This window comes from Rheinheimera riviphila (assembly GCF_004005945.1).
GTDB lineage: Bacteria > Pseudomonadota > Gammaproteobacteria > Enterobacterales > Alteromonadaceae > Pararheinheimera > Pararheinheimera riviphila.
On the sequence record NZ_SACS01000020.1, the window covers coordinates 17,349 to 33,403 of the forward strand.

The 16,055-nt window shown below is 49.7% G+C and carries 10 protein-coding genes; 1 reads left to right on the forward strand and 9 read right to left on the reverse strand.

What is annotated here, in order from left to right; all coding sequences use genetic code 11:
* Nucleotides 1-30: 30 nt before the first annotated feature.
* The 9 genes from EOE67_RS16095 to EOE67_RS16135 all read right to left on the reverse strand — a co-directional run bounded on the left by EOE67_RS16095 (nt 31) and on the right by EOE67_RS16135 (nt 13,354).
* The gene (locus tag EOE67_RS16095) at nt 31-555 is read right to left on the reverse strand and encodes a DUF1993 domain-containing protein (protein ID WP_127700364.1); all 525 of its coding nucleotides are present in this window, start codon (nt 553-555) and stop codon (nt 31-33) included.
* A gap of 91 nt (nt 556-646) precedes the next feature.
* Nucleotides 647-1,177: a P-loop nucleotide/nucleoside kinase family protein gene (locus EOE67_RS16100; protein WP_127700365.1), complete on the reverse strand. Its 531-nt coding sequence runs from the start codon at nt 1,175-1,177 to the stop codon at nt 647-649.
* Nucleotides 1,178-1,735: 558 nt separating this feature from the next.
* Nucleotides 1,736-2,032, reverse strand: a complete 297-nt coding sequence (locus tag EOE67_RS16105) for a hypothetical protein (RefSeq protein WP_127700366.1) — start codon at nt 2,030-2,032, stop codon at nt 1,736-1,738.
* Between the two features lie 72 nt (nt 2,033-2,104).
* A complete protein-coding gene (locus EOE67_RS16110) occupies nt 2,105-2,422 on the reverse strand; it encodes a hypothetical protein (protein ID WP_206099632.1) in 318 nt (105 codons plus the stop codon).
* Nucleotides 2,423-2,449: 27 nt separating this feature from the next.
* Nucleotides 2,450-3,010, reverse strand: coding sequence for an RDD family protein (locus tag EOE67_RS16115; RefSeq protein WP_127700367.1), 561 nt, complete (start codon nt 3,008-3,010; stop codon nt 2,450-2,452).
* A 40-nt stretch (nt 3,011-3,050) separates the two neighbouring features.
* On the reverse strand, nt 3,051-3,500 hold the full coding sequence (locus EOE67_RS16120) for a hypothetical protein (RefSeq protein WP_127700368.1): 450 nt from the start codon (nt 3,498-3,500) through the stop codon (nt 3,051-3,053).
* 359 nt (nt 3,501-3,859) lie between these two features.
* Complete coding sequence (locus tag EOE67_RS16125; RefSeq protein ID WP_127700369.1) at nt 3,860-5,725, reverse strand: response regulator; 1,866 nt, start codon at nt 5,723-5,725, stop codon at nt 3,860-3,862.
* A gap of 2 nt (nt 5,726-5,727) precedes the next feature.
* Nucleotides 5,728-6,660, reverse strand: a complete 933-nt coding sequence (locus EOE67_RS16130) for a GGDEF domain-containing response regulator (protein WP_127700370.1) — start codon at nt 6,658-6,660, stop codon at nt 5,728-5,730.
* A 109-nt stretch (nt 6,661-6,769) separates the two neighbouring features.
* The gene (locus EOE67_RS16135) at nt 6,770-13,354 is read right to left on the reverse strand and encodes a trifunctional serine/threonine-protein kinase/ATP-binding protein/hybrid sensor histidine kinase/response regulator (protein ID WP_127700371.1); all 6,585 of its coding nucleotides are present in this window, start codon (nt 13,352-13,354) and stop codon (nt 6,770-6,772) included.
* Between the two features lie 338 nt (nt 13,355-13,692).
* Here EOE67_RS16135 and EOE67_RS16140 point away from each other — a divergent pair, with 338 nt between their 5' ends.
* Entirely contained in the window at nt 13,693-15,933 is a 2,241-nt protein-coding gene (locus EOE67_RS16140) for a TonB-dependent receptor (protein ID WP_127700372.1), read from the forward strand.
* The last annotated feature ends 122 nt before the right edge of the window (nt 15,934-16,055 follow it).

Here is a 16,055-nt window from a genome sequence, read left to right on the forward strand (position 1 = left end):
GCACGAAGTGCGCGATGCTTCAGCGACTTGTTAGGTACCACCACGCTCAAATGAAAAACCTGGAGGATACTGATGAAGCCCATCAAAGTCCCCTTTTGTTAGAGGTACGCCTCGAGATCGAGCAATGGCATAAACCATACCTAGGTGGAAATAGAAATTTGGATACGCAAAACGCATTAGAAAATCCTCTGCTTTCATTGAGATTGGCGTCGGGCCAGCCATATCTTCAATGACGACTTCGAGGTCGCTCTGCTTTTCATCCAAACTTGTAATGTAGTTGAATGTATCCTCAAGTTGAGCCCTTAGATTTGCAAATGACTTACCCTCACGGGAGTACGAATTGACTTCTACGCCCGCAATTGGACAACAGGATCTTAAGGCGAAACTTGCCACAATCTCTACTTGAACACATAGAGGGAACATATCAGGACTAAGTCTTTGATGGAGAATACTTTCATCACCACCAAAATGTTCCTCGACCTTTTCGAGTAAGCTCGAGAGTAACCTCAGGTATTCAACAAAAATTTCAATATGCTTGTTTTTCACTACAGACATTATCTACACCTAATGACCAAGTTTAGCGCGACGACCGCGCACGCGATTGGCGTCGAAGCCTACACTGTTTGCTGGCAATAAAATTTGTTTGTTATGTGACGATGTGCTTTTCAATTTCAATCGCCGACTCTTGTATGCTTAATTTAGTACTGTTGAGATGGAAAGTTTCAAATCCGGCAATATCTACTGAAAAATCAAACCTGTTTAGATAATTTTCTAGATACTCTTGGGACTGGATTTTGTTTGTATTTTTCCGACTTTCACTGGTGACTCTGCGAACATGCTCATCAAAATCGCAGGATAACCGAACAAAATTGGCATCTAGTTGGTATTTTCTAAGTAATTCACACAGGCCATCTATAAAATAACTGCTGGCTGGGTATACATAACAAAATGTAAAAACAACCCCGGAGACGTTCTTTTCAATCAGTGCCTCGAATGCGTCCAGACAAATTTTTCGCTGGTATTTCTCAAAACCATTATTCCCGAAACCGACAACGGCGCAGGCTATATCAAAGGCCAGATGCTGTGGGAACAAATGCCAGTCATTTCTCTTTGCCAGTTCACGGGCCACACTTTCTTTTCCAATGCCCGACGGGCCGTAAATCATTACAAATTTCACGCGGATCGTCCTTGAGTTACATAACTATTTGCTTTGGGGCGACCAACAGCAACTTGTTATGTTTTTTTGTGAAATACAAATCAATCGGATCTAAATAGTGCATTTGAAACTGCTGTATAAATAAATTTTATTATTACGAAAAATAGTAGAGCACAAAAAATAAATAGCGCTAAACTCAACACTTGTACCAAGTAACCCAAAGAAGTTAGTAGAACAGCAGTTGCAAGTGAGATACTAAAACTATATCTCTGCAATATACTGCCGCTTTTAAAAGCGATATATGTGCAATAGCTTAAACTTCCATAAAACCCAACCACAGCACCTATTAGCAAAGCTAAACCAAACACATGGTGATTTGCTTTAAACAATAATGATCCAAAAAGAGTGACTGCACAGCTTACGATTGTACATTTAAACAAAACTGCTAAATATTGCTCAATTGAGATCAAGTCGAATTCTCATGATGTTTAGACATAACTACCAAATTTAGCGCTGGAAAACGTGCACGCGTTTTGCCGTCGCAGGCCATGCGCAGCATGGGCGATTAATATTTGCTTGTTATGTTTTAGTTGCTGAACTCGTCTCTATAGATTCAGCTTCTAGCGCTTTACTCTGAGCTGAACTGTAAAAAAACCAACCTACTAATGCAAAGAGCGCAGGAACTAAATAAAACCCTGTTTTTCGACCGGCGGCTTCCATACTAGTCTTCGCTGTTTCAGTGTTGGGAGATGAGATTCCGAACATGGAAGCAATTACAATCAATGCAGCTAAAACAAAAAGTACAATCGCAACTCGCTTTCTGAAATGTGCTTGCTGTCTAGATTTATTCATAGTGACCTCAATTAAACCGAACATAACGCTCGCCGCACAGGCGAGCCACGTAGTGGCGAGTCCAGCCGCCGAAGGCGGCGCTTGTTAAGTTTTTGACTATTCATCGTACGACGTGAAATTGATGCCATAGCCAAAAGGGTTGTCTTTTGGTGGTTGCTCAGGCTCTGTTTCATATACCTGGATTTCACCGGTAGCCTCAAAGCCAATTTGCGCACCGATAACCCTGAGCATATCAGCAGACTCACCTGCATCAGTCGCCCAGGTTTTCATTGCCATTATCGCTGGGCCCTTTGGGCACTCGAAGCCACCTACCATGTCGCCAACTAGCCCATCACTTAAAGCAGTAAAATGCTTATAAGGTGTGGTTTCTTTTCCATACCTTAATTTCAACTTCCAGTTTTTTCCTTCTTCCATGATATTCCTACTTGTGAACTTAACGCTTCAAGCAGCGGCGCCGCTTGACGTGTTAAGCGATTCTTTATTAATTACAACAGTGCCAGCAATAAAATCATGTAAAGATCTACGCTTTTTATTAGTGAGCATGACAATGAATTCACTCCATATCCATATGTTCATAAATACATTTGCAACGTTGAACCAGTTCGGAGCATGCTCGACCATATAAAGAGCACGCTCTTGCCAACCCATTGAAAAATAATAAGTGTCAGTCATTTCCAATGTAACTGGTATTAGCGCACTGGACATCACTACTGAAATAACAAATAGTACTGAATAACGAAGCATAGCCTCTTTATACCCAACATCGCTGCCATCAACTTTAGCAACCTTTATTTTTAGGAGTAGTTTCCCCGGTGTACCGCCATACGTTTTAACAAGATAGACATGAAACCATAGGCCGATGAATAGACCTGGAACAAACCAGTACAATTGAAATAAGCGCGATTGTTCATCGCCCCATATAGATAAAACCATAATCGGAAGGAATATGATTACGTCTATCCAATATGCTCCAAATCTTTTCCAAAATCCTGCGTACTGCATTGATTCTCCTAGGCACCTAACGCCCAAAGCTGGGGCGCATTTATGCGTCCGCCTGCCTTTGATTGTTAGTGCTGTTTTCTACAGTATTAAAAATATCAAAGCCCCAGCACAATGCAGCCAAGTGCCAGTAAGCTATATTTTTGACTATGGGCATTTCTTGCTTAGTTGCAATTGCCTCAATGTTACTACCAAGCCCTAATAAACCAAATGTTAGGAGGCTTAGCGCTAAGAAATAAAGAAACGGTTTATGGCCGAGCAGGAAGCTATTAAATGATATAAACACAAAAGCAACAGCACCTACGCATACGAAAAAAGCAATCGCTTTTGCTGCAAGCGAAACAACTCCGTAATCGGACGAAATATATTCATGCCAAGATTCTGATAGCAAAACAACCCATAAACCAAATTCCAAATATATTGCGGCGGCGATCATCGGAATAACCAATATCGCACTTAATTTACTGATATTTCCAGCGTCTCCAAGATTCATACTTTTCAATATCCATTAGAGCATAACAGTATTTTTTCAAAAGCAAAGAACCCGCAAACCGCAAATTCAGCTGCCTTCTTTCACGAATTCCACTCAATGCACGTTAACTTTTTAAGTACATTAAATCAACCACTTCTTTGCAGTCGCAATAGTACAGGCGAGCTCCACAACGGTTCCGTGCCCGCCAGACGGAAGCAAAAAACTCAGTGAAACCACTGCGGGTAAAATCAGGGAGGTATCAGGGGATAGCGCCGTCTTTTCCAGCTTTACACGTCATGTTTGGTACCAGCAGCACGCCATCACCCGATAAAGTGCTCATTCGGGGAACATAGCTGCAATGTAGGGTGCATTTGCGTTGGTTAACCAACGGCCAGCTGTTTACTTTGGTCCTGTAACCGCTGACACAGCTGTTGCACTGTGGTTTTAATTTCCGGTTGTACAGCGCCCGATTGCAGCAGCTGTTGTTCCAGTTCGCTGGCCAGTAAACTTAAGTCGGTCAGACCAAATAACGCGGCTGTGCCTTTGAGCGCATGCGCCTGATAACGGGCGGCGGACCAGTCGGCTTGCAAACAGTTTTGTTGCAGTTCCGCCATTTGCCCTGGCAAGGTTTGCACAAAACGCGCAGTCATGGCTTCGAGTTCTGCTGCGGGTAACTGCAATTGCTGGCGATGATGCTGGCCACCCAAAAAGTGACTTAACACCGCGGCGAATTTATTGCGATCAACAGGTTTCGCCAGATGGGTGGCAAAACCAGCCGCTAAATAGCTTTGTACTTCATGGGTCATGGTGTTGGCAGTCAGCGCTACGCACGGTGTATCAATACCAGCCGCGCGCAGCAGCGCAATAGCAGCGACCCCGTCCATTTTTGGCATTTGAATGTCGGATAGGATCAAATCAAAATCACCGGTTAGCGCCGTTTCGACCAATAACTCGCCGTTTTCTACCGCAGTCACATCCAGTCCGGCGTGTTGTAACATCCGCACCAGCAACTGGCGGGTGTCATTCTGATCTTCGGCCAGTAAAATCCGGCCACGCATTTGTTGCCGTGGTAAGGGGGTGGGGGCGGCGCGTTGTTGTTGCTCAAGAATATCGCTTGGCTGCTGCAGCCAGATGCTGTCTGGTAGCACGTCCAGGTTGATGGCGGCGACAAAACAGCTGCCGGCTGGCGACGAGCTTTGAAGTTGCAACTGACCACCGAGTTTTTCACAGAGTTGACGCGCAATCACCAGCCCCAGGCCAGTGCCGCCGTATTGCCGCTGTACGGACACGTCCGCCTGACCAAAAGCATGAAACAGTTTTTGTTGTTGATCCGGTGCGATGCCAATGCCACTGTCGCTGACGGCAAACTGCAGTTGGCCGTCGGTGCGGCTGATCAGCACTCTCACAAAACCCTGCTCGGTAAATTTGATGGCGTTATTACACAGATTCAGCAGAATTTGCTTCAGCCGGGTCGGATCGGTTTTCACCATCGCCGGTAACGGCAGCTGATAGTCAAACTGGAATTCCAGCCCTTTCTGGCGGGCTTTATCCTGCAATAAAGCGCTGATTTCCGCGGCCAACTGACATAAATTCACCGGCAATAATTCGATGTCGAGTTTGTTGGCGGCAATTTTTGATAAATCGAGTAAATCGTTTAACAGCGCCTGTAGGTGTTTGCCATTCTGACAAATGGTCTGGATGGCTTGCAGTTGTTCGTTGGCAGCAAACTCACCGGCCAGAATGGCTTCGGCGTAACCGATGACTGACGCCAGTGGTGTGCGGATTTCATGGCTGATGGTCGCCAGAAAGCGGCTTTTCGCTTCGTTGGCCTGGGTCAGTTGTTCGGACAGCAGCTGTAATTCCTGGCGTTGCCGGATCAGTTTGAGCTGAGTGGCGACGCGGGCTTTCACCACTTCGGCATGAAAAGGTTTGTGAATGTAATCCTGCGCGCCCAGCTGTAGCCCTTGCTGCTCGTGGTCGGCGGATTGCAGGCCGGTAATAAAAATCACCGGAATTTGCGCGGTTAAGGTATCAAAGCGCAGTGCTTTTAGCGTTTCAAAGCCATCCATGCCGGGCATCAGCACGTCCATCAGGATCAGATCCGGCGGTTGCTGGCGACATTTCTCCAACGCTTGCTGGCCGTTCTGCGCCAGGCGGATCCGGTAATCTGACCTTAATAACTCGGCCAATACTTTGAGGTTGGTTTTTTCATCATCAACCAACAACAGATGAGCACGTTCCGACATGGTTATCCCTGAATTTCAATAGCCGCTGTAGTCCATAACACCCGGTTTTTGCCTTGCCGCTTCGCTTGATACAATAAATCATCCGCTTGTTTTAAGGCGAAGGCGGAAATCGACTCATCAGGTTGTTCCGGCCAGCAGCTATAACCGCCAGCGCTGATGGACAGACATCCGCCGGTGGCCTGATGCGGAATTTGTAACTGCAAAATGGCTGCCCGGCAACCTTCAATAATACGGAAACTATCGTCAGCGGGGGTGTCGGGCAGAATGATAACAAATTCTTCACCTCCGTAACGAGCAATAAAATCGTAAGGACGACGTAATTCTGCGGCCAGCGTCAGTGCAACCTGCTGCAACACCCGATCACCGGCGGCATGGCCATAATGATCGTTGTACATTTTGAAGTTATCGACATCGACCATCACCAACGACAAACAGCTGCGTTTACGACAGGCATCCCGCCACTGCCGGTCCAGCACTTCCTGATATTTGCGTCGGTTGGCCACCGCCGTTAACGGGTCGATGTTGGCAAGCTGCTCCAGCATTAAACGTTGCCGGGCCAGTTGCAGATGCAGTTTCACCCTGGCCATCACCACGGCGGCATGAAAGGGTTTGTTGATATAGTCGCAGGCGCCCAGCAACAACCCTTGTTCTTCATGCGCGACGTCGTTCAGCGAGGTAATAAAAATCACCGGGATCAGGTAAGTGCTGGGGTCTTGTTTCAGCTGCCGGATCACTTCAAAACCATCGATGCCGGGCATCACCACGTCCAACAAAATTAAATCAGGTGCAAATTCAGTCGCTTTACGGATCCCTTGTTCACCATCCTGCGCCAGGATGAGCTCAACCTCATCCCGCAAGATATCGCTCAGGATTTTCAGGTTCGATTTTTGATCGTCAATGATCAGTACCCGCTGTTTTAGCTGCGACGCCGCCATAACACTCCTGCCACATGGTGGCGTTTTAAAACAGACCCAACTGACTCTATTAAGCCTGTTTCAGTCTTTGCAATAAACCGCTGCTTGTCAACTTTGCACCTCAGCGCAGTTACTGCAGCAACTGTTGTAATAATTGCACCGTTTGACCGGCGGCTTTTTCATATTCTACCTGGCGGATATCGGCGGCAATCTGTTCGACCACCAGCGCGTGCCGATGATTGTTGGCCACTTCCAGCAAGGCCGGCAACAAATCTTCGGCAGCAAAATCAGACTCCTGCAATAACGGCAACAAAGTGGTTAAGGCTTCGGTTAAATGCTGGAACTGGATTTGTTGTGGCGCGGTGGGCGACACTTTGCTCAGTTGCTGCATCAGCAGTTGCAGTTGATCACAGAGTAGTTGTAATGCTTCAGCGCTGGCAGTTTGCTGCGACAAGGTTGTTTCAAACTGCTGACAAAGCTGCGAGAACTCAAAGGCGCCAACATATGCACTGGTTGATTTGAGCGAATGAATGTCCAGATAGAGCGGCTGCCATTGCTGATGCCGGAACATACTCTGCAGTTTGCTGCTTTGTTGCTGATGTTCCAATTGGAAATCGTCAATCAGTTTCAGATACAACGACAACTTGCCACCGAGGTTTTTCAGCGCCCGCTCGGCGTCGATGGCCGAACATTCACTTAGCTGTTGCCATTGTTGCTGCTCGGCCAGGGTTGGCCCTGTCACAACCATTGGCGCGGGCCGTCTGGTTTGTGGTTCGGCCGGTAAATATTGCAATAAGGTGCTGTAAAGTTGTTGTGGATCAATAGGTTTGGTCAGATGGTCGTTCATGCCGGCGGCTTTGCTTTTGGCAATGTCACTGGCCATCGCATGCGCCGTCATCGCAATCACCGGCAAATCGGTCAGCAGCAGTTGCTGGCGAATATGCTGACAGGCGGTCAGACCGTCCATTTCCGGCATCTGAATATCCATCAGCACCAGATCATAACGTTGCTGTTGTAGGCGGTGGATTGCCAGCAAGCCGTTTTCAGCAATATCAACCTGCACCTGACTGTCTTTGAGCAGCCCCAGCGCGACCTGCCGGTTGATGGCATGATCTTCTACCAATAAAATCCGGTATCTGGCCAGATCCGGAATATCGTTGATGTCGGTGCTCTGCCGCCGTGGCATGTCCTGCTCCAGCATGGTGTAGAGCGCATCGAGCAGAATCGACTGATTCACCGGCTTTTCAATAAACTGACTAATTTTGACGTCCTGCAAACTGGCGCGGGCTTGTTCCCGATCATAAGCGGACACCATCAGAATATGCGGCGCATCGTCCAATTGCTGAATACGGCGTGAGGTTTCAATGCCGTCGATACCGGGCATCCGCCAGTCCATCAGCACAAAATCATAAGGTTGCGCGGCAGCTTTAGCCTGACGCACCATTTCAATCGCCTGATAACCATTGTCGGTCTGATCGGCACTGATCCCCATCTCGCCGAGCAGGCTCAACAACACCGTTCTAGCGAGCGTGATATCGTCAACGACCAGCGCTTTGAGCGAGCTGATATCCAGCGGTAACAACGCCGTTGATTGCTGGATGTCGGCCGATTGCACCTGCAGCTGACAATAAAAAGTGGTGCCGTGACCATACTGACTTTCCAGCCAGATTTTGCCGCCCATCAGTTCACATAGCTGTTTACAGATCGCCAGACCGAGCCCGGAGCCACCATATTTACGGGTGATCGAATCATCGGCCTGACTAAAGGACTGAAACAACCCTTGTTGCTGCTCTGGGGTAATGCCGATGCCATGGTCGCTGATCGCAAGTTGCAGACTCAGCTGGTTGTCTTGTTGTTGCAGCAGTTTCACCTGAATACCGATGACCCCACGATCGCTGAACTTCACCGCATTACTGATTAAATTCACCAAAATTTGCTGAATCCGCAGCGGATCGCCCATCAACATGGCGGGGAGCGCCGGATCGACATTACAAATCAGCTCTAAGCTTTTGGCATGGGCTTTGAGCGCATTCAGGTTTACTGCCCGTTGCAGCACTTTGTCCAGGCTAAAGCGGGTAATTTCCAGCTCCAGTTTACCGGCTTCAATTTTAGAAAAGTCCAGTATGTCGTTGACCAGACTGAGCAGCACTTCACCGGATTCCTGAATTTTACTCAGATAGTCCTGCTGCTCTAACGTCAGGCTGGTTTTGTTGGCTAACCGGCTTAAGCCAATCACTGCATTAATTGGGGTGCGGATCTCATGACTCATCCGCGCCAAAAACGATGATTTGGCGGCAGTGGCCGATTCAGCTTTAATTTTGGCCGACGCCAGTTCCTGGGTGCGTTCCCAGACTTTTTGCTCCAGATTTTTATTGGCTGCAACCACCTGATGATACAAGCGGGTGTTTTCTGACAAAATCGCCGTCTGATTGGCGAGCAACTGCAGTAAATTGATGCGATCTTCGGTAAAAGCACCACTCAGTTCAAAATGTTCCAGATAGAGCAAACCACAGAGCTGGCCGCTGACAATCACCGGAATACATAACACCGCGGCGGGCAGCGGTTGGGGTAAATCCTGGAACAAGCTGCCACTGCCGGCAAGGTCGTTCACCAGCCTTGGTTGCAAGGTGCGACTGACCAACGCCAATAACTGGCTCGACATGGCGCGGCTGGCGCTGCTGGCCGGGGCGCTGGCTTTCAGTTGCAACTGTTGCTGCTCATCCAGCAACCACAAGCGGCCAGCCTGGGCGCCGGCGTTTTCGACAATCAGATCAATCATTTGCTGCAAAAAGGCGCTTAAGTCAATTTGACCGCTCAGCGTTTCCGCAGCTTTGAGTACCGAAGCCATATCCAGTAACTGGTTTTGCGGTTTGGCTTGCAGCTGCGGTTGTAACTGTTGCAACTGCGCCACTTTGCGATGCGCCTGCCAGTTCTGATATTGCTGCAGCGCCTGTTGCCAGTGCAGATTGGCAAAATCGGCTTTGCCGAGGCGTTGCCAGTAACCGGCGGTTAATTCGGCGGCAATCGCGTGATGCTGACAAAAACCGCTTTGCTGCGCTAGTTTCAGTGCCTGATCATAAGCCTGCCAGGCCAGCGGTTGCTTGGCGATTGCAGCAAGCTCGGCTTCCAGCAGCGCCACTTTGTGCTGATGGTTGGCCGAAGCGCGATTGGTCCATTGCCGCAATAGTTGCAGATATTGCTCGGCCAGCGGTTGCCATTGTGATTGCTGCTCCGGCTGTTGTTGGCAGAGTCGGGTGGCCAGCAGCGCCGCGAAAAAATAGAACTCGGTCTGGTGATATAACGACATCGCCACGCCGGTCAAAGGTAACGCGGCCTGATAATGGCGAATGGCGGCTTCGTCATCATTAAACAAATAGGCCAGCATCAGTTTAATGCTGTGATAGCAAAATAAAATCGTGACGTTGTTGGTTTGTTCCAGCAGCGGTAATTGCTCAGCTTCATGAAAAGCTTCACCACACAGCAGCAGCGGGTTCCCGGCATGCACTGCAACATCGCTCGTCTGCAAGTTCAGTACATATTGTTGCCACAACCGGATAAATTCGAGGTTATAAGCGAATTTTTTCTCGCTGATAAACTGGCGGTACTTCTGTAGATTGGCGGCAACTTCATCCAGCGACGTGCCGCTCAGACTCTGATAAAAACTGAAAAACAGCGCCGAATGCACCGAATATTCGAGGTTGCCCTGACCGAGCGCCAGATAAATGTTTTGCTCCAACGCCTGCAAACTGTTTTGCAGCGGCGCATTCCAGTGCAGTACTGTGGCAGCGCGCTGGAAATTCAGCTCCGGGGCAAATTTCCCTTGATATTGCTGGTTCACGACGATGGCTAAGTCGGCAAAATCCAGCGCTTCTTTGTACTGACCAAAGGCGCCGCTGAGGTTCATCGCATGGGTGGAATAGGCTTTGCTGGACGCCGCACAATGGCCGTTTTGAATACTCAGACTGACCAAAGCATAACTAACCGCCAGATAATGCAGCGGGCTCACCAGAAAGGCCACCGTCAGCAGGGTATTCAAAATTTCCATCGCCATCAGCAATTCAGCGGACGTCAGCGCCGGTTGCTGCACTAAATCGCTGATGCGGGTTTTATCATACAGTTGCTCAAGCTCCAGATAACGCACCGGAATGTCATCGAGCTGGCTGATGTCAACGCCAACCGGCTGCAATACTTGCTGCGCCAGTTCAAAGGCCGGGGCAAAGTTGTTGCGGGCGAATAACAATAAAATTTCCAGCCTGGCCACCTGCATTCTGGGCAGTGGTTGATCTGCAGCCTGATGGAGCTGCAAACAACTTTGGTCAGCGGCATCATATTGTTGCGTCAGGTATTGGCAATTGGCCATGCCAAGTAAGCTGTCGAAACTCAGCTGCTTAATGGGGATGTCATCGGTGTGAACAGCGCCGCCACTGAGCTGATAGGCCCGCTGATAATAAGCCGCCGCTTCATGCCAGGCATTGCCGGCATGGGCTTGCCGTGCCGCTGCTAGATTCAGCCGCGCCACGGCCAAAGCACCATAATGGCTGACGGCGCTAGCACCGGCGGCATTCAGGTGGTCAATATAGGAGAACAAATGTTGTTGTTGCTCTGCTTCGCTGCGCCCTTGCAGATAATCATCAGCAATTGCACGGTGCAGCGCGGTGGCGTCGTCCTGCAGCAGCGCAAAAGCCGCTTGTTGCAGCCGGTCATGCACAAAGCGCAGACTGGAAATTTGCGCGCCATGTTGCTGGCTGTAAGCCGTCATAATGCCGGCGTGGACCACTTCGCCAATCACCGGTTGCAGCGCCGGATAGCTTTGTTGCAGCACCGCGGCCACCACCTGCAGATCGGCGGTTTCACCTAACAAGGCCGCAACTTTCAGTAGTTGATGCGCGCCAGGCGACAGCGTTGCAAAGCGCTGCGCGGTCAGTTCCACCAGATTGTCGGTGATATTTTGCCGGGCGATGGCGCTGATGTCCCAACTCCAGCGGCCCTTGCCATCGCATACCAGTAAATTTTTTTGCTGCAGCATCAACAAAAATTGTCTTAAAAAGAACGGGTTACCACTGGTTTTTTCAATTAGTAATTGGCTGAGGCCGGTAAGCTGCGTTGGTGGCTGGCGCAAGGTGTCGGCGAGCCAGGCGGTGACGGCAGGTTGATCCAGCGATTGCAGCGCAATCCGCTCTGGTTCGATCCCGGCTTGCTGCAGTTTTTGCAGGATATGACGCAGCGGGTGGACTTCATCCATTTCATTATCACGATACGACAGGATCAACAAAATGCCACGCACGCCGTCGTCCGTCAGTAAAGACTGTAATAAGCGCAAACTGGAATTATCCGCCCATTGCACGTCGTCGAGCAGCAGCACCAATGGCCGCTTCGATTGGCTGCAAATTTGCCCCATTACCCGGAAAAATTGCAGCAGTAGCTGGTCGAAACTCGGGTCAACACTGGCATTAAAGCCGCTTTCAGCACCTGGGGGGACCGCTTTGGTCTGCGGTTCGCCCAACAAGGGTTGCAGCGATGGGATCAAGGCCTGCAACTCCGAAATCCGGCTGCCTAATACCTGGTGCAACTGCTGTTGCCAGGCCTGCAACTGTGCCGCCGGTTCTTGCAGCAATTGTTCCGACAGATCCGTCAGCAGTTGCTGCCAGGCGCTATACAGCTGGTTGCGTTGGTACTGATCAAATTTACCGCGGCAAAAATGTGGCCGTTCGATCAAGGTGTGACGGTACAGCTGGTCAATCAGCGCCGTTTTACCAATGCCGGAATAACCTTCAATCAGCAACAGCTGATTTTGTTGCTGTTGCCGCACCTGCTGATACAGCGCCTGTAACTGTGCTTGCTGCGTCTCGCGGCCGTACAATTGACTGGAAAAATGCAGTTGTTGATCGCCCAGCCGCAACGACAATTCCGGCAGTTCCAGCTGCTGCTGTTGTTGCCACTGATTCAGTAACAGTTCCAAATCATGACGCAAGCCACTGATCTGACTGTATCTTTGATTCGAATTTTTTTGCAGCAAGGTGCTGATCAGCACATTCAGCGGCGCCGGGATCAAAGGCAAAGGCGGCGGTGTCAGTGCGATATGCGCATGCACCAGTTCAATCGGTTGTTGTTGTTCAAACGGATAACGGCCGGCAACGATGGCGTAAAATAATACCCCGAGACTATATAAATCGGTGCGTTGATCCAGCGGCGCATTGACCCGACCTGTTGCTTCCGGCGCAATGGTGCGCAGGGCGTTTAAGTCGTCGTGTTGATGCAGTTTCAAGCTATTGACGCTACTGATCGCCGCCGCTTGTGACGCATCCAGTAGCACCAGGCTCCGACTGTTGGCGCAGCGGAAAACGGCACCAGCGCGTAAATCGCCCAGCACCAATTGCCGCTGATGCAGCGATTCTAATAACAAAGTGAGCTGCAACATCCATTGTAGTTGCACGCCAAGATTGGCCGCTGCCAGATTGCCGAGCACCTGGCTCAGTTGTTCTGGCAACGCCGTGGCAGGGAAACTTTGATAATCATCCTGATTATCCGACCAGCTGTGGACCGGCGCCGGGAGCTGCGGTTGTAGTTCCTGTAAATCGAACTGTGGTTGCGGCCGGTTTTTATCCATTTGCTTAATCAGCAATGGCTGACCTTGCAGGCTGGCGCTGTATAATCTGACATAAGCCGATAAGGCCGGCTGTTCCTGAACATCGGTAAAATTTTGCAGTGACAACATGCCTGGCACTTCCCCACAGACCCGAAGTTCGATTGACTTTGTCGGGTAACATCAATGTTTTTAGGTATAGACTGAGCTTATGCATTAACTGTGAAAGAATAAAGGGCAAAACCGGTGTTGGTTATGCTTTCGGGAATATTTTTCTGCCGCGTTGCCCGAACCACCTCAGATCCTTGTTCGCTTTGGTGTTTTTTCAATATTTTTCAGGCTATTTTCAGCGCCGTGCTGGCTGGAATAGGTCGTGGCAGGCTATGCTTACGCCACTTCAATAGGTTCTCTTCACGGACGATTTCAGCGGCAATTGACTGCCAACATTCAATTTCTGATTTGGATTTGTGATGACAGACTCAGTGTTCGCCACCATCGCAGCCGCAGTGCTGCTTGTTCCTTCTGCTATGGCTACGGCGGCAGAGCCGGTAACGCCTGACGCGAACGAGCGGGAAACCGCTATCGAAGTGATTGAAGTTTATGCACAAAAACGGCCACAGCCAAAATCTGAAGTATCGCTGGCGGTCAGTAGCCTCGATGGTGAAGCACTGGCGCAGCGCCGGATCGCAGATACCACGCAACTGTCAGGGCTGGCGCCGAATTTACTGGCGTCGACTGTGGCCGGTGAAGGCACCACACCGTCCTTTAATATTCGTGGTGTGGGCATGTTCGATTACAACACCACCACCATTTCCCCAATTGCCATTTATAGCGACGATGTGGTGAGTGGCGGCGCCAATTTTTTAAGCAGCAGCCTGTTTGATTTAGAGCAAGTCGATGTTCTGCGCGGGCCGCAGGGCACCTTGTTTGGCCGCAATACCACCGGCGGCGCGATTTTACTGATGTCGAAACAACCGGACGCCGAATTTGGCGGTTATGCCAGTGCTGAAATTGCTGAACACGATACCCGGCAGTTGACCGCAGCCGTGAATATGCCGTTGACCGAACAAACCTCGGCGCGGCTGGCAGTGCAACATAAAGATTATCAATACAGCATGCAAAACCTGTTTCCGCTGGGGCAGGACGGTGGCATGCGCCATAACAATGTGCGGTTGATCGTGCGCACTGAGCTGGAAAACTGGGTGGTCAGCAGCAAATTGACGCTGGAAGATATTGAAGGCGCGCCAAAACCTATTTATAGCGCAGGCATCATGGCTGCTGATGGCTCAGGTACGCGGTGCCCATTGTCGCAAGTGGGCAGCAGAAACTGCGTCGATAGTTTTGGTCTGTCGGGCCCCAGCGATGATTTCTGGCAGACGGTGGCCGACACTCATGATAAAAAACATGATACCGAAGGCTGGACTGGCTCGGTCAATGTCAGTGGTGAACTGGCGCCTGGTTATCAGTTTAAATCGGTGACGGCAGTCAAAGATCTACAACGTTTTCATTCGTTTGATTCAGACGGCCCGGGTAATTTTATTGAAGGCAGTTTTGATTCCGACAACGAATTTTTTAGTCAGGAATTCAGTCTGGCGATTGAGCAGGATGGCCGTTACTGGATTTCCGGTTTGTTTTACCTGAATGAAAGTCTGGATCAGCAAAACGATTTAGATCTGTTCCGTGATTTTCGCGCTATTCCGGCGCTGGCGGCAGTGCCGGCACAATTTTTCTATTTTAATCAGTTAGATAATCAGTCATTTTCCGCCTACAGCCAGCTGGATCAGCCGTTATCCGACGCCTGGACTTTGACGGCAGGTGTGCGTTTCACCCGTGAACAAACCGATTATGTCGCGCGCGCCGATTTAGACACGGTGCCGGTTTATATTCCAAAACTGTGGGACCTGGCCGGTGAAGTGGCGGACAGCGAATGGTCTGGCAAGCTGGCGCTATTGCAAAAAATCAGCAGCAACTATAACCAGTATTACAGTCTGTCGCGTGGTTTTAAAGCCGGTGGTTATAACGGCGGCTATTCCACCAGCCCGCAACAGGCGGCGGATTCTACCTACGCACCGGAGCGGCTGACCGCATGGGAAGTTGGTGGTCACTGGCTGGCACCGCAACAGCAGCTGAGCTTCGACTGGGCGGCGTTTTATTATGATTATCAGGATCAGCAGGTGTTTGTGAATCAAACTTCTGGTCCTGCGCCTTATCACGTCCTTAAAAATGCCGGTGAATCAACCATCTATGGTGTGGAAGCTGAAATGAGCTGGCGGCCGGTCGCGGCGATGAAACTGGATTTGGCGGTGGGGCATATTCCAAAAGCTGAGCTTGGTTCCGATCAAAGCAATGCGTTGTTTGTCGCGGATAACCGTTTGCCGTTTACCTCCGAATGGATGGCCAGTGGTCAGCTGGAATATGATTTGTCCGCAGTCGTGAATCATTTGTTGGTGCAGCTGGGTTTTGTCTATCAATCAGAATTCTTTTTTGACCAGTATGAAAACCCCTATATCCGGCAGGATGGCTACACTTTATGGCACGGTCGTATCGCTTATCAGCCAACACCAGAACTGGAACTTGCTGTTTTTGGTAAAAATTTATTGAATAAAGAGTATACCGAGCTTAAATTTGATTCGATTGCTGCATTATCAGCAGTCACTCAATTGCGCGGTGAAGCTCGTCAGCTTGGGGTAGGTGTGACCTATCATTTTTAGGGACACCATTTTAGGTAGGAAGCCAGCTAAAAGCCGCGTATTACGCAACAATAACTAACATCATTGCTGTTGCAGCCAAGCTGCGGCTTCAAAGATGAAGGTGATATACCCAAAATCATTGG

Bases quoted from the DNA above. Each gene is read 5' to 3' on its own strand.
- EOE67_RS16135 (WP_127700371.1), bottom strand. From the start codon at position 13,354: ATGTTGTCACTGCAAAATTTTACCGATGTTCAGGAACAGCCGGCCTTA.
- EOE67_RS16110 (WP_206099632.1), bottom strand. From the start codon at position 2,422: ATGGAAGAAGGAAAAAACTGGAAGTTGAAATTAAGGTATGGAAAAGAA.
- EOE67_RS16125 (WP_127700369.1), bottom strand. From the start codon at position 5,725: ATGTCGGAACGTGCTCATCTGTTGTTGGTTGATGATGAAAAAACCAAC.
- EOE67_RS16095 (WP_127700364.1), bottom strand. From the start codon at position 555: ATGTCTGTAGTGAAAAACAAGCATATTGAAATTTTTGTTGAATACCTG.
- EOE67_RS16140 (WP_127700372.1), top strand. From the start codon at position 13,693: ATGACAGACTCAGTGTTCGCCACCATCGCAGCCGCAGTGCTGCTTGTT.
- EOE67_RS16120 (WP_127700368.1), bottom strand. From the start codon at position 3,500: ATGAATCTTGGAGACGCTGGAAATATCAGTAAATTAAGTGCGATATTG.
- EOE67_RS16130 (WP_127700370.1), bottom strand. From the start codon at position 6,660: ATGGCGGCGTCGCAGCTAAAACAGCGGGTACTGATCATTGACGATCAA.
- EOE67_RS16115 (WP_127700367.1), bottom strand. From the start codon at position 3,010: ATGCAGTACGCAGGATTTTGGAAAAGATTTGGAGCATATTGGATAGAC.
- EOE67_RS16105 (WP_127700366.1), bottom strand. From the start codon at position 2,032: ATGTTCGGTTTAATTGAGGTCACTATGAATAAATCTAGACAGCAAGCA.